Raw genomic sequence first — 21,756 nt, 5'->3', positions numbered from 1 at the left:
AGATAACAAGCTATAATGAAAATCAAAAAAAATAAATTTAAAGAACACATTTCAAAAAAAAATAAGCAAATTGGAATTTGGAGTTGTTTAACAAATAATACTATTGCTGAAATTATCTCTGTTACTGGTTTTGATTGGTCTGTAATTGATATGGAACATTCACCAAATGATATTCAAGAAGTATTAACTCAACTCCAAGTTATGGAAGGATATGACACTGAGCCTGTTGTAAGAGTCCCGTGGAACGAGCCTATTATGGTTAAAAGAATTTTAGATATGGGCGCTCAAACTATTCTTTATCCATTTGTGCAAAATGTTGAGGAAGCAAAAGTTGCTGTTGAGGCTACAAGATATCCACCAAAAGGAATAAGAGGGATAATGTCAGCAGCTCGGATGAATCGATATGGTCATGTTGAAAATTATTATCTGGAGGCAGAAAAAGAAATCTGTGTTTTAATTCAATGCGAAACGAAAGAAGCAATAAAAAATATTCCTGAAATTGCAAAAGTTGATGGAATAGATGGAATTTTTATTGGACCAAGTGATTTATCTGGTTCAATAGGAAAAATCGGCCAATTTGAAGACCAAGAAGTTCAGGATCTTATTTACGAAGGTTTAGAACTAGCTACTAAAGCTGGAAAACCTGCCGGTATATTAACTGGAAAAAAAGATTATGCTAAAAAATATGTTGAAGCTGGATATACTTTTGTAGCAATTAATAGTGATACTAATCTTTTTGCTAGAAGCGCAGAAAATTTATTAAAAGAATTTAAATAATTCATGCAAATTAAAATGTTTTCCGACACCATTTGCGGCTGGTGTTATATTGGCAAAGAGAGATTAAACCAAGCAATAGAACAACTTAATTTATCACAGTCTATTGTTATGAATTTGCCTTTTCAATTAAATCCATCAATGCCAAAGGATGGAATGGATCGTATTGATTATATTAAATCAAAATTTGGAAGTATTGAAAATGCAAAACCTATGTATGACAATATGATTATGCAAGGTGAGCAAGAAAATCTACAAATTAAGTTAGACAAAATACAAAGAACTCCAAATACAGTTAAATCACATTTATTGGTAGATTTTGCTAGAAAGTATAAAGTTGAAAACGATGTTATTACTGATTTGTTCGAAAATTATTTTGCCAAAGCAAAAGATATAGGCGATGAGGAAATTTTAGTGTCTATTGCAAAAAAAAATAAATTGCCCGTTGATAAAGTTAAAGAATATTTAAACAAAGAAGAGAATTTTAAAAAAATTAGTAAAATGGATGATGTAGCAAAAGAAATGGGAATTACAGGTGTTCCATTTTATGTTTTTAATGATCAATTATCTATTTCTGGTGCTCAATCAGTTGATCATTTAATTGAAGCAATAAAAAAATCTAATGGCTAAAAAGAAAAAAATTAAAAAAAGAAAAACGAAGGTTAAAAAAAAACCTTTAAAAATAAAAAAGAAAAAAAAGATTAAAAAAAAAACATCCAAAATTAGAAAGAAAAAAAATTTAAAAAAGAAAAAAAAATCCCTAAAATCAAGTTTAAAAACAAAAAAGAAACTAAAAAAAAATAAACTTAAAAAGCAAAAAAGGTTTAAAAAAATATTTAAACTCAAGAAAAAAAAACTTAAGAAAAAAAAATCCAAAAAGAAAAAAATTAAAAAAATAAAGACTATTCAAAAACCATCTTTTCTCGAAAAATTAAAAGAAAAAGTTTATGAATATTTTAGACGCCTCAAAATAAAATTTCTTATTTATTTAGAAAAATTAAAAATCAAACAAACAAAAAGAGATATTCAAAATCTTGAAAGGCTTTTGAAACAAGAGCAAAAATTTTTTGAAAAAAAGGAACGAGATCGTGAAAAATTTAGACTACAACTTGTCAAAGATATAAAGCTCGAAGAGCGAAAGAAAATTTATCAACTTAAAGATCATTTATGGAAAGTTGGAGATCGATTTGCCGTAATACGCCAAAGATATCAAGAATATCGCCAAAAAATAAGGGAAAAACAACTTGAAGAATTAGAAGTTAGAAGGAAAAGTAGAGAGGAAGCAAGGGCAATTTTAGAAGCTGAGAAAGCTGAAAACGCACTCAAACAAAAATTAGTCGAACGTTTAGAAAGATTTTCAAGAAACATGAAATCAATCGTTTTTCAGATTAACAAAAGATATATTACCAAAAAAAGATCACCTTTAAGATTCATAGATAATATTTCAGAGAGCGGAGAATGTTTAATTCGAAATGATGATGCACCCACAGATAAAGATTATTTAATATTATTATACGTCGAAGGAGAGGATGTAACTCAACGTCTAAAAAATCCTATCTGTCTAGATGATAAGACTGATATTGGAAATGCTAAAAACTTTCAGCCCAAAGATATTTTTGAAGCTTCCGATTATATTATAGATCGTTTGGCGATTATGTTTGATAAAGAGAGAAAATTAAAAAAATAATTATTGAACTGTTGTTTTTACAGTTCCTAAAGATTTAATTTGGCCTTCAAATAAACCTTTTTTAAGTATCGGAACAACACCAACTGTTGAACCGGTAAATACATAGAAATTTTTATTTATAGTGACTTTGTCTTTTCTTGCGCGATTAACTAACCAAACTAGTGATTTTAATGGGCTATCGTAAACTGCTTTTGTATTTCCATTAACTGTTTGACCACTTTTTTTATTAAAAAGGGTAGTTGGCAAATTATTAAATTTTAATTTTTTATATTTTTGCTTTTTTCCAATAATAAATTTTACATTACAACCAAAGTCAGCAGTCAAATCTCCAAGACAAGACACACCTTTTTTTCTTTGTCTATATCCAACAAGCTCAATGCACGGTCCCATACCGTCAATATAACGCCCAATATTTTTTTCTGTAATTTTTGATTTTGACTCTAAAACATTCTTTTTTAGAAAATAAAATACTTCAAGTTCAATTCCAAAAGTGTTTTTTGAAAGCTTTACTTTAGAATTAGTTTTAACAAGATTTTTTTTAAAAATAGAAGCATAAAAAGGTTCTTTTTCTTTCCATTTTTTTAGCATTGCTTTTCCAGTACCACCTGCCTTGAAACCAATGACTGGACTTTTAATCAATTTCTCCGACGCAACTCTTAATAAATTTGCATTTTTTGTATTTTTGCAAAACTTAGAAGGTAAAGGGGCTATAAGCGAATTAGTATTAAAGGCTTTTGCTAATTTTTTAGACAGTGTTGCTAATTCTTTTTGCATTGGGTGGTATGTTTAAGCTTGATTAAAATTTAAATCAATTACTTTTTTAATTTAGATTTCCCCTTTTTACTTAGTTTAGCTCTCTTATTAAATTTTTTATCTTTTCTTGATTTTCCAGAGTAACGTTTACTCATTAATCTCTAAAATTAGTAAATTCGACAGGTTGTCCAATATCAATACTTTTTATAAATTGCATTACTTCTTGAAGATCATCCTTCTTTTTGCCATCTGCACGTAGTTCGTCACCTTGTATTTTGACCTGAACTTTGATTTTAGTTTTTTTAATTTCCGCAATAATTTTTTTAGCAGCTTCTTGTGATATTCCCTCTTTAATCTTTATAATCTGTCTTTTTGATGACCCTGATGCTTCAACAGCTGTTTGAATATCAAAAATTCTTGGATCAATTTTTCTTTTAACTAAATGACCTTTTAGTAAATCATTAACTTGTTTTAATTTTAAATCATCAGGAGCAACTACAGTTATCGTGTTTTCTTTTTGGTTTGCTTCAATGACAATATGTAGGCCTTTAAAATCAAAACGTGTTGATATTTCACGATTACAATTTGAAATCGCATTTGTTAATTCTTGTTGATTTACTTTGCTAATGACATCAAATGAAGGCATATGGACTTATAACATAATATAATTATATAAAAAAATACATTATGAAAAAACAGTACGATTTCATTGTTATTGGCGCTGGTTCTGGAGGCGTGCGTTTTGCAAGATTAATGGCTGGCACTGGTAAAAAAGTTTGCATTTTGGAAAACAGTCGTGTTGGAGGCACTTGCGTAATAAGAGGATGTGTACCTAAAAAATTATATGTTTATGCTTCTAACTTTATCGACCAGGTAATTGATGCCAAGACTTATGGTTGGAGTGTTGGAAAATCAAATCATAGTTGGAAAACTTTAGTAAAAAATAAAAATAAAGAAATCTCAAGATTAAATAAAATTTATATTAAAAATTTAAAAAAAGCTGGTGTTGAAATAATCCAAGATCATGGGTCATTTTTATCGTCAAAAAAAATTCTGTTAAAAAGAGGTAAAAAAATTATTAGTGCTAAAAAAATAATAGTAGCCACAGGTTCAAAACCAAATTATCCAAATATCCCAGGATCAAAAATTGGTATAAGTTCAGATCAATTTTTTGAATTAAAAAAATTACCAAAAAATATATCAATAGTTGGCAGTGGTTATATTGCATTAGAATTTGCGTTTTTGTTGAAAAATTTAAATTATGGAGTCAATTTAATTATAAGAAAAAAGACAGTTCTTAATGAATTTGATCCAGATATTGGAAAACGTATTTTAGAGTATGCTGTAAAAAAAGGAATAAAAGTTTTTAACGAAACTTCATTAAAAGAGATTAAAAAATCCGGAACAAAAATCAATATTGTTACTAATAAAAAAACAATCAAAACAAATTTATTAATTTATGCAATCGGAAGATCGGCAAATATAGATAGTCTTAATTTAGAAAATACAAAAATTAAATTAGATAAAAAAAGAGCAATTAAAGTTAATAATAACTCAAGATCAAACGACCAGTCTATTTATGCTATTGGCGATGTGACTAATCGAAAAAATTTAACACCAGTTGCTATTAGAGAGGCAATGATTTTATTTGATCATATTAGGGGCAAAAAACCTCAATTAACATTAGATTATAATAAAGTCGCATCTGCAATCTTTACCCAGCCAGAAGTCGGATCAATTGGATATGGGGAAAATGATCTTATTAAACTCAAGAAAAAGTATAAAATATTAACTACTGAGTTTGGTCCTCTCAAGTACTCTTTTATGAAAAATAAAAAAAGCAAAGTATTTATAAAGGTTATGTATGATCCAAGATCAGAAAAAGTTTTAGGTTTAATTTATATTGGAGAGAGTGCAGCTGAAATTATTCAATCATTGGCAATTGCCTTTCAAAAAGGATTGTATCTTAATGATCTAAGACAGACTGTCCCTGTTCACCCTACATCATCTGAGGAATTAGTTACAATTTTTTAATTTTCCAAAATTTTTTTGCAAGTCTCATGAAGAATGGAGTGCAAATTAACTAATTGCTCGAAATTATGGTTATACCCTCCTCCAAGGACACCGCATAAAGGTATATTTCTTTTAAAAAAATTATTAATGACTAATTCTTCTCTATTTCTTATTCCAGTTTCAGTAATATTTAATTTACCCAATCTATCTTCAAAATGAACATCTACTCCAGCGACGTAAAAAACAAAATCAAATTGAATGTCTCCAATTTTTTGAAGTAATTGGTTCACAACATTAAGGTATTCTTCATCTTTAATTCCATCTTCAAGCTCAATATCTATATTGCTTTTTTGTTTTTTTGATGGATAATTTTTTTTAGAATGAATACTCACAGTGAAAACACTGTCATCACTTTCGAAAATTTTAGCAGTCCCATCTCCTTGGTGCACATCCAAATCTAAAATTAAAATTTTTTTATATTTATATTTTTTTTTTAAATAACTAGTAGCAACAGCAACATCATTAAAAACACAATAACCGTTACCCTGATTTGAAAATGCATGATGAGAGCCACCCGCAGTATTGCACGCTAGCTTATGTTTTACCGCAAGTTTTGAAGCCAGAACGGTACCGCCTGTTGCAACAAAAGATCTTCTTCTGACACTTTTAACTAATGGAAAACCAAGTTTTCTTATTTCATCTTTATCTAATGATAAATTGTTAATTTTATTAATATATTCCTCAGTATGAACATTTAATAGAGTTGTTACTGAAACTTCATCAGGCTCAAAAGTATTATACTTTGTCGCTATATTTTTTTTTCTAAGTAATTTTATTAATTCACCAAATTTTTTAATTGGAAAACGATGATCATCTCCTATTTGAGCAACATAATCAGGGTGATTTATAATTGGTATCATTATAATGCTGCTTCATTTATTAAATGGTCTGCAAAGGCAAAAGAAGCTGACCAAGCAGGACTTATAGCATTAAGTACATGAGTTGTATTTTTTTGATTAATAACAACAAAATCATTAACAAGATTTTTACTTTGAGGATCGAAGATTTGAGAGCGTATACCTACTTTTTGATCAGATAATTCAAGATCATCTGGATTAATATTATTAAACATTTTTTTTATTTGATTAAAAAAACCACGCTTTGTTAACAAGGATAATTCTTGTAATGCTAAAGTGCGAAGTTTGTTTTCATTAAAGATAATTTTTTTACTAAAGTTAAAAATTAAACTAATACTTTCTTTAAGATTATCTCCTAAAATTCCATTATATTGTTCACGCCCAAATACTGGCGTTGAGCTTGGCCCAATATAAAAATCTCCCTGTCGATTATGTGAAGAATGCAAACCTAAAAAAGGATACCTAAGATCTGGAATGGGATAAACTAAATGATTAAGTTTAAAACTTTTGTTTGTAATTTTCCAATATTTTCCTTTAAAAGGTAAAAAGCTGTAACGAAATTCTAGGTTAGAGTTTTTAGCGATTTCATCTGCAAATAAACCGGCGCAATTAAAAATATGTCCAGCTTCAATAGTGTAATTTTGAGTAAATAGTTTTTGTTCACTAATTTTTAAAATCTTAGAATTATAATTAATTTCAACATTCATTTTTTTTAAATTTTCAATCAATGATCTTGAAACTTCTTTAGGATCTGCAACAGAGGTAAATGGCACATGCAAACCATATTCAAACTGACAATTCGTATTGGGCTCTATTCGTTTTATCTCTTCATTTTTAATTTTATTAATTTCAACACCATTTTTTTTGGCTCGATTAAATAAATTTTCTAAATTTGAATAAGAGTATTCTGAAGTTGGAAGTAGTAACTTGCCACACTCATTAATCCAAAGATTTTCAGATTTAATATATTCTTTAAGTTCTTTCACACCCGTCACACAAAGATTTGCTCTCAAAGATCCTGGTTCATAATAAATTCCACTGTGAAGAACGCCGCTATTTCTACCTGAGCCATGAGAGATGGAATTTGGTTCTTTTTCGAAAATAACAATTTTAGAGTTATTAAATTTTTGTTTTAATTTAAAAGCAAGTGTTAACCCAATTATTCCACTACCAATAATCGCAAAATCGTATTTCATTTGTTTTTAAAAAATATAAAATAAGGTTATGAATATTTTTAAAAAATTAACAATACTCACGTTAATATTCTTTACTACCCAATGTGCTTACGTTGATAAAGAAATCTCTAAATCTCAAGAAAAAGAAAAATTTATACTCGAACAATATCTTGGGAAAAAGAGCTCATCATTAAAAGAGCGACTAGGCGAGCCTACTAATATTATTTTTAATTCTCCTTATAAAATTTATGTTTATAAAAAAAGCCAGTTAATCATAACTTGCGAGAGAAGATTCTATATTAATCCAAAAAAAGATATTGTTGAAAAATTCGACAGCCAAAATTGTATTAATAAGTGATCAACAAATCCTATTTAAATACGGTTAAAGAAGTTACCGATAAAATTATTGATTTAAGAAAGAAAAGAAAAAATATTTTTTGTTTAATCTCTGGCCCTCAAGGGTCAGGCAAAACTACATTTTCATCTCATGTAAAAAGTGAGCTACAAAAAAATAAGCTTAAGGTGCTTGTCTTATCCATTGATAATTTTTATTTAGCCAAAAAAGATAGGAAAAATTTATCTAATAAAATTTCAAATCTATTTTTAACTAGAGGTGTACCAGGTACTCATAATCTTAAATTATTAAAAGAAGTTCTAAAAAAATTTAAATCTAAGAAAAAAAATAAATTTAAATTACCGTTATTCTCTAAAGGGCATGATGATATTTTAAAATCAAAATTTATAAATCTAAATTTTCCATATGATGTTTTTATTTTAGAAGGATGGTGTGTCGGTTATCAGGGGAGTTCTATCTCAAGATTAAAAAAACCTGTAAATCAAATGGAAAGATTATTAGACAAAAATTTGAAATGGAGAAATCATGTGAATCAGGTGAGCAAGAAATACGCATCTTTAATTTATAAAAAATCTGATTTTTCAATCTTTTTAAAAATCCCTTCATTTAATCAAGTTTTTTATTGGAGAAAAAAACAAGAGCAACAAATTCCAAAAAAATTGAGGATGAATAATAATCAACTTAAGAAATTTATAAGTTTCTATCAAAGAATTACGATAGATTTATTAAAAGATTATAAAAAATGTTTTAATAGTTTTATTCCAATAGACTCTAGACATAATTTTGGAAGGTATAAAATATTGAAATGAAAAAAGTAAAAATTTTAGATGATAGCCAAAATGAAATTGAGGTAGATATAAAAACTTTCTATCAGCATTTAAAAAAATATCACTCTACAGGTGAATCTCTCCATGAAGAGCAGGGTCATTATTTTACAGTAGACGAGAAATTTAGAAAAAAAATTAAACAACTACTTGATTCAAATTCATAAAAAATATACAAACTCGATGTCGATTTGAGACAGCTTGCGGACTAAGATACAGCTAAAGCGTACTACCCAAAAGCTTAGATAATCATTTTGACTAAAATGAATAACTAAGGAGAAACAATGACAACAGAAAGCAAAAATCCAGAGACGATAGGTCTTCATGGAGGAACTTTTAGAAGAGACGAAAGTCAAACTTCTGTAGCAGTTCCAATTCACCAAACAACTTCATTTCAGTTTAATTCTGCAGAACATGCTGCAAATTTATTTGGTCTAAAAGAGTTTGGTAACATTTATACAAGAATTATGAATCCAACCAATAATGTGTTGGAGGAAAGAGTAGCTGCATTAGAAGGTGGAGTTGCTGGCTTATGCGTAAGTTCAGGTCAAGCAGCGTCTGCATTTGTAATTCAGAATTTATGTAATGCAGGTGATAACGTAGTTGCTTCAACTGATTTATATGGTGGAACAGTAAACTTATTTAACAATACTTTAAAAGCTATGGGCATTGAAGTTCGTTATGCAGATCCAGCTGATCCAGAAAATTTTAAAAAAGCAGTTGATGATAAAACAAGATTGTTTTATGCAGAAACTCTTCCAAACCCATCTTTAAGAGTTTTTCCAATCAAGGAAGTTGCAGATATTGGAAAGCCACTTGGTATTCCTCTAGTTATGGATAACACATCTTGCCCCGTAATTTGCAAGCCAATTGAACACGGAGCAGCAATTGTTATGCATTCACTTACTAAGTTTATTGGAGGACATGGAAATAGTATTGGTGGAATTATTGTAGACTCAGGTCAATTTGATTGGTCTGTTAATAAAGATAGACAACCAAATATTTGGCAACCTGATGCATCTTATCATGGTGCAGTTTGGGGAGATGCAGTTCCACAATTAACTGGCGCTAATATTCCTTTTATTATCAGAGCAAGAGTTGTTTTATTAAGGGATCTTGGTTCTGCAATCAGTCCTTTTAACTCTTTTCAAATCATTCAAGGATTAGAAACAGTAGCTTTAAGAATGAAGCAACATTGTTCTAATGCTGAAAAGGTAAAAGACTTTTTATTAAAACACTCTAAAGTCGATAAAGTAATTTACTCATCTCTTCACGAAGGTGAAATAGGAGATAGAGCGAAAAGATACTTCAAAGGTGGAAATGGTGCTTTAATGGGTATCGAGCTTAAAGGTGGATTAGAAGCAGGTAAAAAATTCATTGATAATTTAAAAATGCTTTACCATGTTGCAAATATTGGTGATGCAAGATCTCTTGCTATTCACCCAGCAAGTACAACTCACTCGCAGTTAAGTGAAGCAGATATGCTTAAAGCTGGTGTAACGCCAGGTTATGTAAGATTGTCAATTGGTATTGAGCATCCAGATGATATCATTGCTGATTTAGATCAAGCATTAAACGCATAAGTTTGATTAATTTTAAAAAGGCCGTAATATTAATTACGGCCTTTTTTTTATGAATATAGAAAATTTAGCAGTTATTGTTGGTGGAACAGGAGCAATAGGAAATGCTATTGCAAATGAATTAGAAAAACTTGGGTTTGAGGAAGTTTTAAAAATCGGAACCAAAACTAATCCCTCAATCGATTTTAATGATGAAAATACAATCATAAAAACTACAGAGTTTATAAAAAACAAAAATAAGCCAATTTCAATTTTATTTGATGCAACAGGAATTCTCCATCATGATGACTCAATGCCAGAAAAAACTCTAAAAAGTATCGATATTAATTTTGCAAAAAAAAACTTTTTAATCAATTCAATTGGACCAGCGCTTTTAATTAAGCATTTTGTTCCTTTGCTTGATAGTGAAAATAAATCAGTTTTTGCAACTTTGTCAGCTAAAGTTGGGTCAATCAGTGATAATGGTTTTGGTGGATGGTATTCTTATCGCGCCTCAAAAGCAGCTTTAAATCAACTGATAAAAACAGCATCGATAGAAATGAAGGTAAAAAATAAGCAGGCAATATTTTTAGCTCTTCATCCTGGAACAGTTAAATCAAATTTATCTCAACCATTCCAAAAAACTAATCTTAAGATTCAAGAACCAGAAGAGTCTGCAAAACACTTGGTTAAAATTATTAATTCAGTTGATCAATCTCAAACTGGAAAGTTTTTTAATTGGGATGGATCTGAGTTACCTTGGTAATTACTGAATAGTAATTCTATGCATCACACGGTGTGCATTAAAATCATTTACAGGATTGTGAAGCACTGAATAATTTGACCATAAGGCTAAACAATTTGGCTCCCATTCAAAACCATAAATAAATTCATCTTTAGTTTGATGTTCAACTAATTCTTTCATTAATTTTTTACTCTCTTCATCATCAATATCGCAAATTTTAATTGCATGACCTGGTGACAGATAAAGAGATTTTTTTTTATTTCTTTCATTTTCTTTAACAATATTATGAATTGCGCTTAGTGATTTTGGATCAATTCCTGTTCCTTTTTCTTTTACTCTATTATTTCTTGTTTTTGAAATTGGACCATCAGCGCTAAAAACTGCTTTCAAATTTTTTAATTTTTCTTTCATGCTATCATCAAGAGTTTCGTAACTTCTATATTGGGATGCAAAAAGAGTATTTCCTTTACCTTTTTCAGGAGTTTTAATCGAATATAACATCGTAAATCTTGGTGGCTCTTTTGTATATGTAGAATCTGTATGCCAACCTTCTCCAAACATAATTTGTTCATCTGGTTTTTTTTCAACAACAGTAATTTCAGGGTGACCTTCTAAACCTTCAAGCATCGGATATTCAGCTAGAGGACCAAATTGTTTTGCAAACTTAATATAAGTTTCTGAGTCTAATTTTTGATTTCTAAAAAAAACTACACCGTATTCAGCCAATGCATCTTTAACTTCTTCTATAATGTCATTATTAAATTTTGACAATTCAGCTTCAATGATTGCGCCGACGTTATTTTTATTAGGAGTAACTTTAATATGATTGTACATGTTATTATTTAACTATGTTGACTATGTAAAGTCAATTGATACAAAAATTAGCAGATGTTTAGAATTATATTTATTTTTATAGTATTTTTATCCTCTCCTAGCTTTGCGGAAAAGAGATTAGGACCTGATGATTACAAAGAATTAGTAAATTTAGGATATAATAAAAAGGATGCATACGCAGACGATTATTCGAAAACCAAAGCGTACTGGTTTAAGCTTGAAGAGCATTTAGAAATAAAACCTAAATATTTAGCGTTATTGTCACAAAAAATGACAGTTAATGGAAAAGAAACCGTCAATCAACATATCTACAATAGCAAACACCATTTTTTTGGAGATAAAAAATCAAAATGTGTAGGTAAAAAAGGTTTGATCGTCGGTCCATTAAATTTACAAAAATGTAATTATTTAAAACCTAAAATTGTAGATGATACAGATTTACCAAAAGATACTTTTATAAATATGGCTTTAGATCATTGCAATGAAACTAAAGTCAAGAACTTAAAAACAGAAGACGGTAAAGAATTAAAAATTTCTGACACAAAAAAATGTTCTATAAAATTTATAAATTTTTCAAAGTATGAGTTTGCTAAAGTTCTAAAAGAAGTTGGTAAAGATATAGACCGTCCAAAAAAAGAAAAAAGTAAATCTTCAAATGTAAATTTAGATAAATATAAAAAACAATGTGAGGATTTGGGTTTTAAGCCAAAGACAGAAAAATTTGGTGAATGTGTGTTAAGGTTACTAGAGGCAGCTAACTAGTTATTAGCAATATAAGATTTTAACTCAGAATATTCCTCACACTTACAATTTTCTAATTTTACCAAAATTAAATTAGCTTTATCTTTTCTTTTTGTATCGACATAGAGTTCTCCTAAGTATTCTAGGGCTCCTTTGTGGTTTGGATCAATTTTTAAAGCTTTGTTATAATTTATTTCAGCGTTTGAAAGGTCGCCACTTTTTCTCAAAGCAAAGGCATATTCATTCAAGATATCAGGATCTTGTTGATATTTATTTTTTTGTAAAATTTCCTCTAACAGTTTTACAGCTTCTGAATAATTTTCTTTTTTAATTAGTTTTACAGCTTTTTTATACGCTCTTGGTTTAACAACAGTATTGTCATCATCACTTCCTGCGGCATAAGCGTTGAGTGATAAAAAAAAGGACACTAAAAGGACTAAAAAAGTTTTCATAAACACCCATATATATTAAAATTTATCAATGGAAAGTATTTATAAATCTGATGTTGTTATAGTTGGCTCTGGAATTTCAGGATTAATGACTGCTATTTCATTATATCCAAGAAAAGTAACTTTAGTGACGAAACGTAAACTAGGGGAAATGTCATCCAGTGCTTGGGCGCAAGGTGGTATTGCGGCAGCGGTAACAAAAGAAGATAGTCCAAAAAAACACTTCGAGGATACTTTAAAAGCCAGTTCCGGACTAAGCAATGAACAAGCTGTGAAAGTTATTACTGATGATGCTTTGGATGTAGTTAAATTTTTAGAAAAAATTGGAGTAAGATTTGATAAGGATAATGATGAATTCACATTATCTAAAGAAGCTGCGCATTCTTATAGAAGAGTATTAAAAATTAATGGAGATCAATCAGGTAAATATTTAGTCAGTCACCTCATCGATTATGCAAAACAACAAGGGCATATTACCTTTGTTGAAGATGTTTCTGTTGATCACATCATTCAAAAAGATAATAAATGTCATGGAATAATGGGGCATATTCATAAAAATGAAGTTGCTGATAACTTTGTATTTTTCCAATCGCCCAACATTATTCTTGCAACTGGAGGATTAGGAAGCATTTATGCTCATACGACCAATCCTAGAGATGTATATGGAGAAGCTATTGCCATGGCTGCCCAAGCTGGCGCAAAACTTGTCGATCTAGAGTTCGTTCAATTTCATCCAACAGCTTTAGATGTTGGAATTGATCCAGCGCCATTATTAACAGAAGCCATAAGAGGAGAAGGTGCTTTTATTGTTGATGAAAATAATCATCGATTTGTATTTGATGACAATGATTTAGGCGAGCTCGCTCCTCGTGATATTGTATCAAGATCAATTCATAATCATAAGCTCAAAGGTCATTCCACTTTTTTAGATTGTAGACATTTTAAAATTGATTTTAAATCAATGTTTCCAACAGCTTCATACTATTTAAAACAAGCTTCTATTGATCCAATGAAAGATTTGATACCTATTATACCCGCAGCTCATTATCATATGGGTGGCATCAAAGTTGACATTGATGGAAAAACAAGCGTTGAAGGATTATGGGCATGTGGCGAATGTAGTTCAACAGGAGCGCATGGTGCAAATCGTTTAGCAAGCAACTCTCTTTTAGAAGCATTTGTTTTCTCAAGACGAATTGCTAATAAAATAAATTCTGAACCTCCAAAACAGAGTCACAAATTAATTAATATAGAAAATTATATTCCCAAAGAGAAAACAATAAGCAAAATTAGAGCTAAGAAATATATATGGCAATTAAGATCTGCAATGAATAAATTTGTTGGAGTAGAAAGAAATGAATCTACTTTAAACCAAGCATTTATAGAGTTTCTTCGAATAGAAAGAGAAGCAGATAAGTTATCTGCAAAGTTAAAAGATATGCTTCTTGTATCCAAACTTATCACTTATGCCGCACTACAGAGAAAAGAAAGTCGCGGTACTCATTTTAGAACTGATTATCCAAGCCAAAATAGTCAATTGTTAAAAAGAAATATTTTTGAGCAAAATGATTTAGTTGATTACTTAGATAAAAAATTTAAAAAAGCCGTCTGATTATGGGAAGAACAGTTTATTTAAACGGCGAGTATCTTGATGAAGCGCAGGCAAAAATTTCAATTTTTGATCGTGCTTTGCTTTTTAGTGATGCATTGTATGAAGTAACTTCAGTATTAGACGGCAAATTAATAGATTTTAAAAATCACATGAAACGGCTTGATAGATCAATGACAGAGTTAAATTATCCAAAATTATTAGACCATAAGGATCTTGAATTATTTCACAGAGAATTAGTAAAAAAAAATAACTTGAAAGAAGGTGTAGTTTACCTTCAAGTCTCACGCGGTGTAGCTGAGAGAAGTTTTGATTTTCCAGACAAAAAAACAGAGTTAACCGTTACAGCGTTTACACAAGTTAAAGACCTACTCCAAAATGATGCAGCTTTAAAAGGAATTAAAGTTATGACCATTGATGATATGAGATGGAAACGTTGTGACATCAAAACAGTACAACTTTTATATCCCTCATTTGCTAAATCCTCTGCAGTTGAAAAAGGTTTTGATGATGCTTGGATGGTTAGAAATGGATATATTACTGAAGGAACATCTAATAATGCATGGATCATTAGAAAAGGAACTGTGATTACAAGGCAGTTTGATAACTTAATATTAAGAGGAATTACGAGAGAAGCAGTTATCGAATGTGCAGAGGAATTAAATTACAAAGTAGATTTTAAAAATTTTACAATTAACGAAGCACAAAGCGCAGATGAAGCGTTTGTAACAAGTGCTACAACTTTTGTTACACCGGTAATCAAAATCAATAAGTCGACAATTGGAGATGGAAAACCAGGAAAATTCACTAAATTGTTGCGTGAAAAATATATCGAAAAAGCTAAAAAAATAGCGATTTAATTTTATCTAAAGACTCGTATTGGGTGAATTAGGAAATTTTTGATTCAAAAAAGAAACGAATACGAATAGGACTTAGGTGTGTGCTTGAGTTTGCTCACTTCATGTCCCCTGTTAGTTAAATTTAAGCACACCAAAACATTCTATATCATCAAATCAAGTATTCCGTTTTTAGATATCTAATTTTTGTAATGCTGGTTATCCAGATTAGCGCTTTTTTGTAACCGCCAACTATCTAAATTCCGCATAACAACAAAATTTAATTTAAGGAGAATAAAATGAAAAAAATAAGTCACTACTTATCTTTTGCACTGTTCGCTTTAATATTCCTAGTAGAACCCAGTTTTTCTGCCGAAAGCAAGGTAGGGGCTGAAACACAATATATTTTTAATACATTATTATTCTTAATATGTGGTTTTCTAGTAATGTTTATGGCGCCAGGTTTTGCAATGTTGGAATCAGGGATGGTAACATCTAAAAGTGTATCAACTATTGCGGCAAAAAATATTGGTTTATTTTCTATTGCTGGAATCATGTTCTGGCTTGGAGGATATAATTTAGCATACGGTATTCCTGAAGGTGGATACATTGGTTCGTTCATCCCTTGGAGCGATGGATCAAAATTAGATACTGGTTACTCAGACGGATCTGATTGGTTCTTCCAAATGGTATTCTGTGCAACAACTGTATCAATTGTTTCAGGTACATTAGCTGAAAGAATTAAAATTTGGCCGTTCTTTATTTTTGCAGCAATTTTAACTGGTGTAATTTACCCAATCGAAATGGGTTGGCAGTGGGGCGGAGGCTGGTTAGCAAAAGCTGGTTTTTCTGATTTTGCTGGTTCAACTCTTGTTCACGCTGCTGGTGGTGCTGCAGCTTTAGCTGGTGCAATTGTTTTAGGTCCAAGACTTGGGAGATTTGCAAGATCTGGTGATAAACCTATGCCACCATTTGCAAATTCATCAATTCCACAAGTAACTATCGGTGTATTTATCCTTTGGTTTGGTTGGTTTGGATTTAATGGTGGATCACAATTAGCTTTAGGTACTGTGGATGATGCAACAGCTGTTGCAAAAATTTTCATCAACACCAACTTAGCTGCTTGTGGTGGTGTAATTGCTAATGCACTAATCACTAGATTTTTAACAGGTAAGACAGATGTTATTATGATGTTAAACGGTGCTTTAGGAGGATTAGTTGCAATTACAGCTGAACCATTAGCGCCAACACCTGGTGCTGCAATTATTATTGGAGCAATTGGTGGTGCAATCGTTGTGTTGGGAACTAAACTACTATTCAAATTAAAAATTGATGATGTAGTTGGAGCAATTCCTGTACACATGTTCGCTGGAATTTGGGGAACATTAGCAGTTCCTTTATCAAATGCCGACACTAACTTTGGGGCACAGTTCCTAGGAGTGATTAGTGTTATAGCTTTTGTCTTCGTAGTATCATTTGTAATTTGGAAGGTGATGGCAAGTACATTTGGAATTAGAGTAAGTAAAGAAGCCGAAACTAAAGGTACAGACGTAGCTGAAATCGGAGTTATTGCATACTCAATAAGAGATTAAACATAGTTAGTTTAATTTATCTAATAAAAGGCCCAGACTTAAAATCTGGGCCTTTTTATTTTTGTCATAACTGAATTGCATAAACAATATTATTAATTTTAATTCATTTTATTAAAATATAGCTATGAATTGGAAAAAATTAGAGACCTTTAAAGAAATATCAAAATACAAAAGTTTTAACCGTGCCTCAAAGGTTTTAAATAAATCTCAATCGAGTTTTAGTCGAGATATTATGAGTTTAGAAAAAGATTTAGGATTTAAGTTATTTAGTCGACATATGAAAAATGGAATACAATTAACTAATAAAGGTAATGAGTTATTAAAAATAGTAAGTGAGTTTAAAGATAACTTGAGTTTATTTGTTAAAAATCACTAAGATCAGTCCTAATATAAAAATTAATATTCCGACAATCTCAATAGCTCTAATCTTTTCCTTAAACATAAATCTTGAAGAAATATAACTAAACAAAAGTTCTATTTGACCAACAGTTCTTACCAAAGCAGCTTGGACTAATGAGAAAGAATAAAACCAAAATACTGTTGCTGCAAAACCAAATAATCCAGCTAAAAAACTTAACTTTATGTTTGATTTAATTTTATGAAATTGGTTTATTTCAAAAAATAAAAGATAGATCGTTATCAAAGTGGTTTGCACAATTGTGGCAGCAAGAAGCGTAATTAAAGCCTTATCAAAATTTTTTTCTGTAAACGTTATAAATTCCATTGATCCACGGAAAAAAACAATACTCAGCGCTAGTAAAGTTCCACAAAAAATTCCAACAATTGTGGATTTTGAAAAAAAACCATCAAGAATGTTTTTAAGATCTTTTGTTGAAAAAATAATAACACCAAAGGTAGAAATGATTATTCCAAAAATTGCATATATACTAAGGTGGTCTTTTAAAATTATAAATTCAAAAAAAGCAATTTGAATAACCTCAGTTTTGCTTAATGCAGTACCAACTAAAAAATTAGTAAATTTAAAAAGATATAAAAATAAAAAGGTAAACGTGATTTGAAATACAGAACCTAGGATCACATATAGAATAAAATTATGACTTTGAATTGCTGATAAAAAATAATCATAATTTCCGTAATAAAAGTAAAAAATAGAAAAAATAATTGGAAGTGCAAATGCAAACCTCACATAAGTTGATGCCATTAAGGATATTTCTGAGTTTAATTTTTTTTGAATACTTGATCGTGCATTTTGAAAAAAAGCACCAAGTATTGATGTAACAATCCAGTTCATAAAATAAAAAACGATTTATATTTATTTTATTTCTTTAGGTAATAATTGAGAAGGAATATTTTGATATGATACTGGTCTCAAAAATCTAAAAATAGCTTTAGATCCTACCGATGTAGTTCTTGTATCAGACGTTGCAGGGAAAGGTCCTCCGTGCACCATGGCATGACAAACCTCAACTCCAGTAGGAAATTGGTTATAAATAATTCTACCGGCTCTATCTTCTATTAAACTGATAAATTCTTCAGATACCTCTTCAACATTATTCGAATGAAATGAAATAGTTAACTGACCTTCTATTTTTTTTGCAATTTCGTTGAAATCTTGATCATTTTCACATTTTATAATTAATGAAGTAGAACCAAATATTTCATCCGATAACTCTTGATCTTTTTTAAATTCATTAGCGCTTGTTTCAAATAAATGAGGGATACATTGATTAGCGTTGCCATTTTTTTTGCCTTCACCAACTAGTGTTATATTGTTTTTACTTTTAAACTTTGAGACACCTTCCTCATATGCTTTTGCAATTACATTGCTAAGCATAGTCTGGCTGTTTTGTTCTTTTATTTTTTCTGCAAGTTTAGATTTGAAATTTTCATAATTCTTTGAATTTTGTGTAATAATTAAACCAGGATTTGTACAGAATTGACCAGCACCCATCTGCAAAGAAACTAAAAAACCTTCAATAAATTTATCTGGATTTTCTAGAACAGAGTTAAACACAAATACTGGATTGATACTGCTCATTTCAGCATAAACCGGAATTGGCTCATTTCTACTTTGAGCTGTTTTAACGATTTGTAATCCACCGTTTCTTGATCCTGTGAAACCTACAGCTTTGATATATTTATTTTTAACTAAACCTTGTCCAACAATATTACCTGAACCGAATAACAGTGAAAAAGTTCCATCAGGTAAATTATTTTTTTTAACAGCATTTTGAATACATCTTCCAATAATTTCTGAAGTTCTAGGATGAGAACTATGAGCTTTTACGATGACTGGACAACCGGCCGCCAGGGCCGAAGCTGTATCACCTCCTGCCACTGAAAATGCCAAGGGAAAGTTACTTGCTCCAAACACTGCAACTGGACCTATAGCAACATTTCTTAATCTCAGATCTGGCCTTGGAAGAGGTTGTCTGTCAGGTAATGCTTCATCAATAGTAGCATCAGTATGTTTCGAATTTCTAATAAATTCAGCAAACATTCTTAATTGACCAACTGTTCTTCCTGTTTCGCCTGTAATTCTTGCCTCAGGCAAACCTGTTTCTTCAGGGGTAATTTTTAACAAAGTTTCTTTAACAGTCTCTATTTCTTCAGCAATCGTATCCAAAAATTTTGCTCTATCTTCAAAACTAGTATTTTTATACTTATAAAATGCATTATTAGCTAACTCACAAGCATGCTCCAATTGTTTTTCAGTTGCTCCTTTATATCCAGGAGATAATGTATCATTTGTAGATGGGTTTTTAGCAGAGACTTCTTTCTCACTTCCAGTCTCTTCTTTTAAACCAATAATTAAATTTCCATTTAAATTCATAATTAATTGATGTAGGTTCTAACTAATTATGAAAATAATTCAATTCCTAAAAGATAATAAATGTAACGTTGGTTACGTAGAAAATGACAAAGTTAATATTATAAAAAATTTTAATTTATCATATGATTTATTTAATGAAGCAATTAACAGCGGTGAAAAAATTGAAAATTTAATTGAAAGTAATAAGTCAAATGAAATTTTAGATTATCAAGAAATATATAATTCAAACTCGCTTTTGCCACCTATTACTCATAAAGATCCATCACATTTTTATGTGACAGGCACAGGACTGACCCATCTTGGCAGCGCAGATTCTAGAAACAAAATGCATGCTACAAAAGAAGAGGAAATGACAGATTCAATGAAAATGTTTAAAATTGGAATTGAGGGTGGAAAGCCAGAAAAAGGTAATATTGGAGCCCAACCTGAATGGTTTTACAAGGGTAATGGAGACAATATCTCTGCGCCTACGGAAACGATTTATATCCCAGACTTTTCTTTAGATGGATCAGAAGAGCCTGAAGTAGTTGGTATTTATATGATTAATGAAAAAGAAGAAGTTGTGAAAATAGGTTATTCAATTGGTAATGAATTTTCCGACCACGTTATGGAAAAACAAAACTATTTATATTTGGCTCATTCAAAATTACGCCAATGTTCTTTTGGACCCGAAATTAACCTGGGCAGCATCCCTAGCGAGGTAAAAGGTAAATCAAAAATTATTAGAGATAATAAAGTTATTTGGGAAAAAGATTTTTTAAGTGGCGAAAAAAATATGTCACACTCTATAGAAAATCTTGAGCATCATCATTTCAAATATGAAATTTTTAGAAAACCTGGTGATTTACATATCCATTACTTTGGAACAGCAACGCTAAGTTTTTCTGACGGCATCAAAGCACAGGATGGTGATATTTTTGAAATTAGTTCAGATAGTTTTGTTATGCCTTTAAAGAATAAGTTAAAAATTAAATCAAAAGAAATTGTTAAATTTAAAAATCTAATAAGTTTGAATTAATTTGCGACGCAACATTTAACATTAAGCGTCACTTTTCTACTTGATAATAGTTCTCAGTTTTGCTTATCTACCTGAAACTTAACGGGGAGAAAAAATGAAAAAATCAAGAATACTTCAAGCTTTCTTAGCTTTAGTATTAGTCTTTGACGTACCATTTTTAGATATCAACCTGAACAAAGCTGAAGCTGGATCGCATAGTAAAAAAGCTATTCAATCAATCACTCACGCTGGTTTTGGTGGTGGTACTGACGTTACTACTAGAATGATGCTTTTAAGAACAAGAAGAGTTCTTAAGCAAGACATGCAACTAGTAAACAAAAAAGGTGGCGGTGGAGCTGCATCAATGGATTACTTAATGTCACAACCGGCAGACGGTAATTCTATTTTGACTTGGACAACAGGTCATGCTGTTTCTATGGCACTTGGTAAAACAAAAGTTAAATTAAGCGACATGGTTCCTTTAGCAAGAGGAACTGATGATCCACAATTATTTGTTGTGAACTGTAAGAGTAGCTTTAAGGATGCAAAGAAATTTGTAAGCCAACAAAAGAAAAAATCTTTCTCTTATGGAACAACACATACAGGTGGTATCGATGATGTGAGTGCAGTTGCATTTACTAAGAAGGGTAAATTAAAAGATCCTAAAATCGTTGCTTATAAAGGTGTTGGACCTATTAAAACAAACTTAATCAAAGGTGATATTGATGTAGGTGTTTTAAATTTAGGTGAAGCACTAACAGAAATTAACGAAGGTAAACTTTGTGTTTCAGTTGTTCTAGCAAATAAAAGAATGGCTAAACTTAAAGATGTACCAACTGCTAAAGAACTTGGGATTCCAGTTTCTTTATCTACTGTAAGAGGTTTCGTAACTAAAAAAGGAACTCCAGCAGATCAAGTAAAAAGACTTGAAGCAGGTATGTTAAAAGGAATGAGCCACAACTATTACAAAAATTTCTTAACTGAAATTGGACTGGATCAGTCAAGTGTAGTTGGAGCTGATGAGTGGGGTAAGCAGATGGAAGAAATGCTTAATGAAATGACTGCTCAGTTAAAAGCTTTAGGTTACATTAAGTAATACTAT

At 30.4% G+C, this 21,756-nt stretch carries 24 protein-coding genes; 16 read left to right on the top strand and 8 right to left on the bottom strand.

Annotated features, from left to right (window positions below; genetic code table 11):
* Positions 1-15: 15 nt before the first annotated feature.
* From ACTTAT_RS02935 to ACTTAT_RS02925, 3 genes are read left to right on the top strand one after another with little or no spacing between them, the layout of a single operon-like run.
* Entirely contained in the window at positions 16-777 is a 762-nt protein-coding gene (locus ACTTAT_RS02935; RefSeq protein WP_440679576.1) for an HpcH/HpaI aldolase family protein, read from the top strand.
* A 3-nt stretch (positions 778-780) separates the two neighbouring features.
* Positions 781-1,404: a DsbA family oxidoreductase gene (locus ACTTAT_RS02930; RefSeq protein ID WP_440679575.1), complete on the top strand. Its 624-nt coding sequence runs from the start codon at positions 781-783 to the stop codon at positions 1,402-1,404.
* A complete protein-coding gene (locus ACTTAT_RS02925; protein WP_440679574.1) occupies positions 1,397-2,461 on the top strand; it encodes a hypothetical protein in 1,065 nt (354 codons plus the stop codon). The genes ACTTAT_RS02930 and ACTTAT_RS02925 overlap by 8 nt, the downstream gene beginning before the upstream one ends.
* Here ACTTAT_RS02925 and ACTTAT_RS02920 read toward each other — a convergent pair whose 3' ends face one another.
* A complete protein-coding gene (locus tag ACTTAT_RS02920) occupies positions 2,462-3,235 on the bottom strand; it encodes a fumarylacetoacetate hydrolase (protein WP_440679573.1) in 774 nt (257 codons plus the stop codon).
* 133 nt (positions 3,236-3,368) lie between these two features.
* Complete coding sequence (locus ACTTAT_RS02915; RefSeq protein ID WP_440679572.1) at positions 3,369-3,860, bottom strand: YajQ family cyclic di-GMP-binding protein; 492 nt, start codon at positions 3,858-3,860, stop codon at positions 3,369-3,371.
* A gap of 41 nt (positions 3,861-3,901) precedes the next feature.
* On the opposite strand from ACTTAT_RS02915, the gene ACTTAT_RS02910 reads away from it, so the two are divergent.
* The gene (locus ACTTAT_RS02910; RefSeq protein ID WP_440679571.1) at positions 3,902-5,248 is read left to right on the top strand and encodes an FAD-dependent oxidoreductase; all 1,347 of its coding nucleotides are present in this window, start codon (positions 3,902-3,904) and stop codon (positions 5,246-5,248) included.
* Here the strand turns inward: ACTTAT_RS02910 and ACTTAT_RS02905 are convergent.
* Together ACTTAT_RS02905 and lhgO are read right to left on the bottom strand one after the other, a co-directional pair.
* Positions 5,245-6,147: a histone deacetylase family protein gene (locus tag ACTTAT_RS02905; RefSeq protein ID WP_440679570.1), complete on the bottom strand. Its 903-nt coding sequence runs from the start codon at positions 6,145-6,147 to the stop codon at positions 5,245-5,247. The two genes, ACTTAT_RS02910 and ACTTAT_RS02905, sit on opposite strands and share 4 nt — an antisense overlap.
* Positions 6,147-7,340 (bottom strand): L-2-hydroxyglutarate oxidase, encoded by a 1,194-nt coding sequence (lhgO, locus tag ACTTAT_RS02900; RefSeq protein ID WP_440679569.1) that lies wholly within the window; start codon positions 7,338-7,340, stop codon positions 6,147-6,149. The genes ACTTAT_RS02905 and lhgO overlap by 1 nt, the downstream gene beginning before the upstream one ends.
* A gap of 28 nt (positions 7,341-7,368) precedes the next feature.
* Between lhgO and ACTTAT_RS02895 the strand changes: the two genes are divergently transcribed.
* The 5 genes from ACTTAT_RS02895 to ACTTAT_RS02875 all read left to right on the top strand — a co-directional run bounded on the left by ACTTAT_RS02895 (position 7,369) and on the right by ACTTAT_RS02875 (position 10,823).
* On the top strand, positions 7,369-7,677 hold the full coding sequence (locus ACTTAT_RS02895) for a hypothetical protein (protein WP_440679568.1): 309 nt from the start codon (positions 7,369-7,371) through the stop codon (positions 7,675-7,677).
* Positions 7,674-8,483 (top strand): uridine kinase, encoded by an 810-nt coding sequence (locus tag ACTTAT_RS02890; protein WP_440679567.1) that lies wholly within the window; start codon positions 7,674-7,676, stop codon positions 8,481-8,483. Before ACTTAT_RS02895 ends, ACTTAT_RS02890 begins: the two co-directional genes overlap by 4 nt.
* Positions 8,480-8,665: a hypothetical protein gene (locus ACTTAT_RS02885; protein ID WP_440679566.1), complete on the top strand. Its 186-nt coding sequence runs from the start codon at positions 8,480-8,482 to the stop codon at positions 8,663-8,665. Before ACTTAT_RS02890 ends, ACTTAT_RS02885 begins: the two co-directional genes overlap by 4 nt.
* A 117-nt stretch (positions 8,666-8,782) precedes the next feature.
* Positions 8,783-10,081 carry an O-acetylhomoserine aminocarboxypropyltransferase/cysteine synthase family protein gene (locus ACTTAT_RS02880; RefSeq protein WP_440679565.1) on the top strand — a complete coding sequence of 433 codons (1,299 nt, stop codon included), beginning with the start codon at positions 8,783-8,785 and terminating at the stop codon, positions 10,079-10,081.
* 49 nt (positions 10,082-10,130) lie between these two features.
* Positions 10,131-10,823, top strand: coding sequence for an SDR family NAD(P)-dependent oxidoreductase (locus tag ACTTAT_RS02875; RefSeq protein WP_440679564.1), 693 nt, complete (start codon positions 10,131-10,133; stop codon positions 10,821-10,823).
* Here the strand turns inward: ACTTAT_RS02875 and ACTTAT_RS02870 are convergent, their stop codons facing one another.
* Positions 10,824-11,636: a TauD/TfdA dioxygenase family protein gene (locus ACTTAT_RS02870; RefSeq protein ID WP_440679563.1), complete on the bottom strand. Its 813-nt coding sequence runs from the start codon at positions 11,634-11,636 to the stop codon at positions 10,824-10,826. It abuts the gene before it with no gap.
* A 54-nt stretch (positions 11,637-11,690) separates the two neighbouring features.
* Between ACTTAT_RS02870 and ACTTAT_RS02865 the strand changes: the two genes are divergently transcribed.
* Positions 11,691-12,398, top strand: coding sequence for a hypothetical protein (locus ACTTAT_RS02865; protein ID WP_440679562.1), 708 nt, complete (start codon positions 11,691-11,693; stop codon positions 12,396-12,398).
* Here the strand turns inward: ACTTAT_RS02865 and ACTTAT_RS02860 are convergent.
* Complete coding sequence (locus ACTTAT_RS02860) at positions 12,395-12,829, bottom strand: tetratricopeptide repeat protein (protein ID WP_440679561.1); 435 nt, start codon at positions 12,827-12,829, stop codon at positions 12,395-12,397. The two genes, ACTTAT_RS02865 and ACTTAT_RS02860, sit on opposite strands and share 4 nt — an antisense overlap.
* A gap of 28 nt (positions 12,830-12,857) precedes the next feature.
* Here ACTTAT_RS02860 and ACTTAT_RS02855 point away from each other — a divergent pair, with 28 nt between their 5' ends.
* From ACTTAT_RS02855 to ACTTAT_RS02840, 4 genes are all read left to right on the top strand, one after another.
* Entirely contained in the window at positions 12,858-14,438 is a 1,581-nt protein-coding gene (locus tag ACTTAT_RS02855) for an L-aspartate oxidase (protein ID WP_440679560.1), read from the top strand.
* A gap of 2 nt (positions 14,439-14,440) precedes the next feature.
* Positions 14,441-15,295, top strand: a complete 855-nt coding sequence (locus ACTTAT_RS02850; RefSeq protein WP_440679559.1) for a D-amino-acid transaminase — start codon at positions 14,441-14,443, stop codon at positions 15,293-15,295.
* 275 nt (positions 15,296-15,570) lie between these two features.
* Entirely contained in the window at positions 15,571-16,863 is a 1,293-nt protein-coding gene (locus ACTTAT_RS02845; RefSeq protein WP_440679558.1) for an ammonium transporter, read from the top strand.
* Between the two features lie 124 nt (positions 16,864-16,987).
* Positions 16,988-17,239 (top strand): LysR family transcriptional regulator, encoded by a 252-nt coding sequence (locus ACTTAT_RS02840; RefSeq protein WP_440679557.1) that lies wholly within the window; start codon positions 16,988-16,990, stop codon positions 17,237-17,239.
* Here the strand turns inward: ACTTAT_RS02840 and ACTTAT_RS02835 are convergent.
* Both ACTTAT_RS02835 and ACTTAT_RS02830 read right to left on the bottom strand, forming a co-directional pair.
* Positions 17,219-18,115: an EamA family transporter gene (locus ACTTAT_RS02835; protein WP_440679556.1), complete on the bottom strand. Its 897-nt coding sequence runs from the start codon at positions 18,113-18,115 to the stop codon at positions 17,219-17,221. The genes ACTTAT_RS02840 and ACTTAT_RS02835 overlap by 21 nt on opposite strands.
* Before the next feature lie 21 nt (positions 18,116-18,136).
* On the bottom strand, positions 18,137-19,657 hold the full coding sequence (locus tag ACTTAT_RS02830; protein ID WP_440679555.1) for an aldehyde dehydrogenase (NADP(+)): 1,521 nt from the start codon (positions 19,655-19,657) through the stop codon (positions 18,137-18,139).
* Positions 19,658-19,685: 28 nt separating this feature from the next.
* Between ACTTAT_RS02830 and araD1 the strand changes: the two genes are divergently transcribed.
* Positions 19,686-20,675 carry an AraD1 family protein gene (gene araD1, locus ACTTAT_RS02825; protein WP_440679554.1) on the top strand — a complete coding sequence of 330 codons (990 nt, stop codon included), beginning with the start codon at positions 19,686-19,688 and terminating at the stop codon, positions 20,673-20,675.
* A 94-nt stretch (positions 20,676-20,769) separates the two neighbouring features.
* Positions 20,770-21,750, top strand: coding sequence for a Bug family tripartite tricarboxylate transporter substrate binding protein (locus ACTTAT_RS02820; RefSeq protein WP_440679553.1), 981 nt, complete (start codon positions 20,770-20,772; stop codon positions 21,748-21,750).
* Positions 21,751-21,756: the final 6 nt, after the last annotated feature.

This window comes from Candidatus Pelagibacter sp. HIMB1517 (assembly GCF_052047895.1).
Classification (GTDB): domain Bacteria; phylum Pseudomonadota; class Alphaproteobacteria; order Pelagibacterales; family Pelagibacteraceae; genus HIMB114.
Note: the sequence above shows the minus strand (reverse complement) of the source record. Positions and strands in the feature narration are given on the sequence as shown.

What these genes read in the sequence shown, in the direction of transcription:
- ACTTAT_RS02935 (WP_440679576.1), top strand. Translation starts at nt 16, where the DNA reads ATGAAAATCAAAAAAAATAAATTTAAAGAACACATTTCAAAAAAAAAT.
- ACTTAT_RS02870 (WP_440679563.1), bottom strand. Translation starts at nt 11,636, where the DNA reads ATGTACAATCATATTAAAGTTACTCCTAATAAAAATAACGTCGGCGCA.
- ACTTAT_RS02885 (WP_440679566.1), top strand. Translation starts at nt 8,480, where the DNA reads ATGAAAAAAGTAAAAATTTTAGATGATAGCCAAAATGAAATTGAGGTA.
- ACTTAT_RS02855 (WP_440679560.1), top strand. Translation starts at nt 12,858, where the DNA reads ATGGAAAGTATTTATAAATCTGATGTTGTTATAGTTGGCTCTGGAATT.
- ACTTAT_RS02910 (WP_440679571.1), top strand. Translation starts at nt 3,902, where the DNA reads ATGAAAAAACAGTACGATTTCATTGTTATTGGCGCTGGTTCTGGAGGC.
- ACTTAT_RS02905 (WP_440679570.1), bottom strand. Translation starts at nt 6,147, where the DNA reads ATGATACCAATTATAAATCACCCTGATTATGTTGCTCAAATAGGAGAT.
- ACTTAT_RS02920 (WP_440679573.1), bottom strand. Translation starts at nt 3,235, where the DNA reads ATGCAAAAAGAATTAGCAACACTGTCTAAAAAATTAGCAAAAGCCTTT.
- ACTTAT_RS02820 (WP_440679553.1), top strand. Translation starts at nt 20,770, where the DNA reads ATGAAAAAATCAAGAATACTTCAAGCTTTCTTAGCTTTAGTATTAGTC.
- ACTTAT_RS02880 (WP_440679565.1), top strand. Translation starts at nt 8,783, where the DNA reads ATGACAACAGAAAGCAAAAATCCAGAGACGATAGGTCTTCATGGAGGA.
- lhgO (WP_440679569.1), bottom strand. Translation starts at nt 7,340, where the DNA reads ATGAAATACGATTTTGCGATTATTGGTAGTGGAATAATTGGGTTAACA.
- ACTTAT_RS02830 (WP_440679555.1), bottom strand. Translation starts at nt 19,657, where the DNA reads ATGAATTTAAATGGAAATTTAATTATTGGTTTAAAAGAAGAGACTGGA.
- ACTTAT_RS02915 (WP_440679572.1), bottom strand. Translation starts at nt 3,860, where the DNA reads ATGCCTTCATTTGATGTCATTAGCAAAGTAAATCAACAAGAATTAACA.
- araD1 (WP_440679554.1), top strand. Translation starts at nt 19,686, where the DNA reads ATGAAAATAATTCAATTCCTAAAAGATAATAAATGTAACGTTGGTTAC.
- ACTTAT_RS02930 (WP_440679575.1), top strand. Translation starts at nt 781, where the DNA reads ATGCAAATTAAAATGTTTTCCGACACCATTTGCGGCTGGTGTTATATT.
- ACTTAT_RS02875 (WP_440679564.1), top strand. Translation starts at nt 10,131, where the DNA reads ATGAATATAGAAAATTTAGCAGTTATTGTTGGTGGAACAGGAGCAATA.
- ACTTAT_RS02835 (WP_440679556.1), bottom strand. Translation starts at nt 18,115, where the DNA reads ATGAACTGGATTGTTACATCAATACTTGGTGCTTTTTTTCAAAATGCA.
- ACTTAT_RS02895 (WP_440679568.1), top strand. Translation starts at nt 7,369, where the DNA reads ATGAATATTTTTAAAAAATTAACAATACTCACGTTAATATTCTTTACT.
- ACTTAT_RS02860 (WP_440679561.1), bottom strand. Translation starts at nt 12,829, where the DNA reads ATGAAAACTTTTTTAGTCCTTTTAGTGTCCTTTTTTTTATCACTCAAC.
- ACTTAT_RS02865 (WP_440679562.1), top strand. Translation starts at nt 11,691, where the DNA reads ATGTTTAGAATTATATTTATTTTTATAGTATTTTTATCCTCTCCTAGC.
- ACTTAT_RS02850 (WP_440679559.1), top strand. Translation starts at nt 14,441, where the DNA reads ATGGGAAGAACAGTTTATTTAAACGGCGAGTATCTTGATGAAGCGCAG.
- ACTTAT_RS02840 (WP_440679557.1), top strand. Translation starts at nt 16,988, where the DNA reads ATGAATTGGAAAAAATTAGAGACCTTTAAAGAAATATCAAAATACAAA.
- ACTTAT_RS02925 (WP_440679574.1), top strand. Translation starts at nt 1,397, where the DNA reads ATGGCTAAAAAGAAAAAAATTAAAAAAAGAAAAACGAAGGTTAAAAAA.
- ACTTAT_RS02845 (WP_440679558.1), top strand. Translation starts at nt 15,571, where the DNA reads ATGAAAAAAATAAGTCACTACTTATCTTTTGCACTGTTCGCTTTAATA.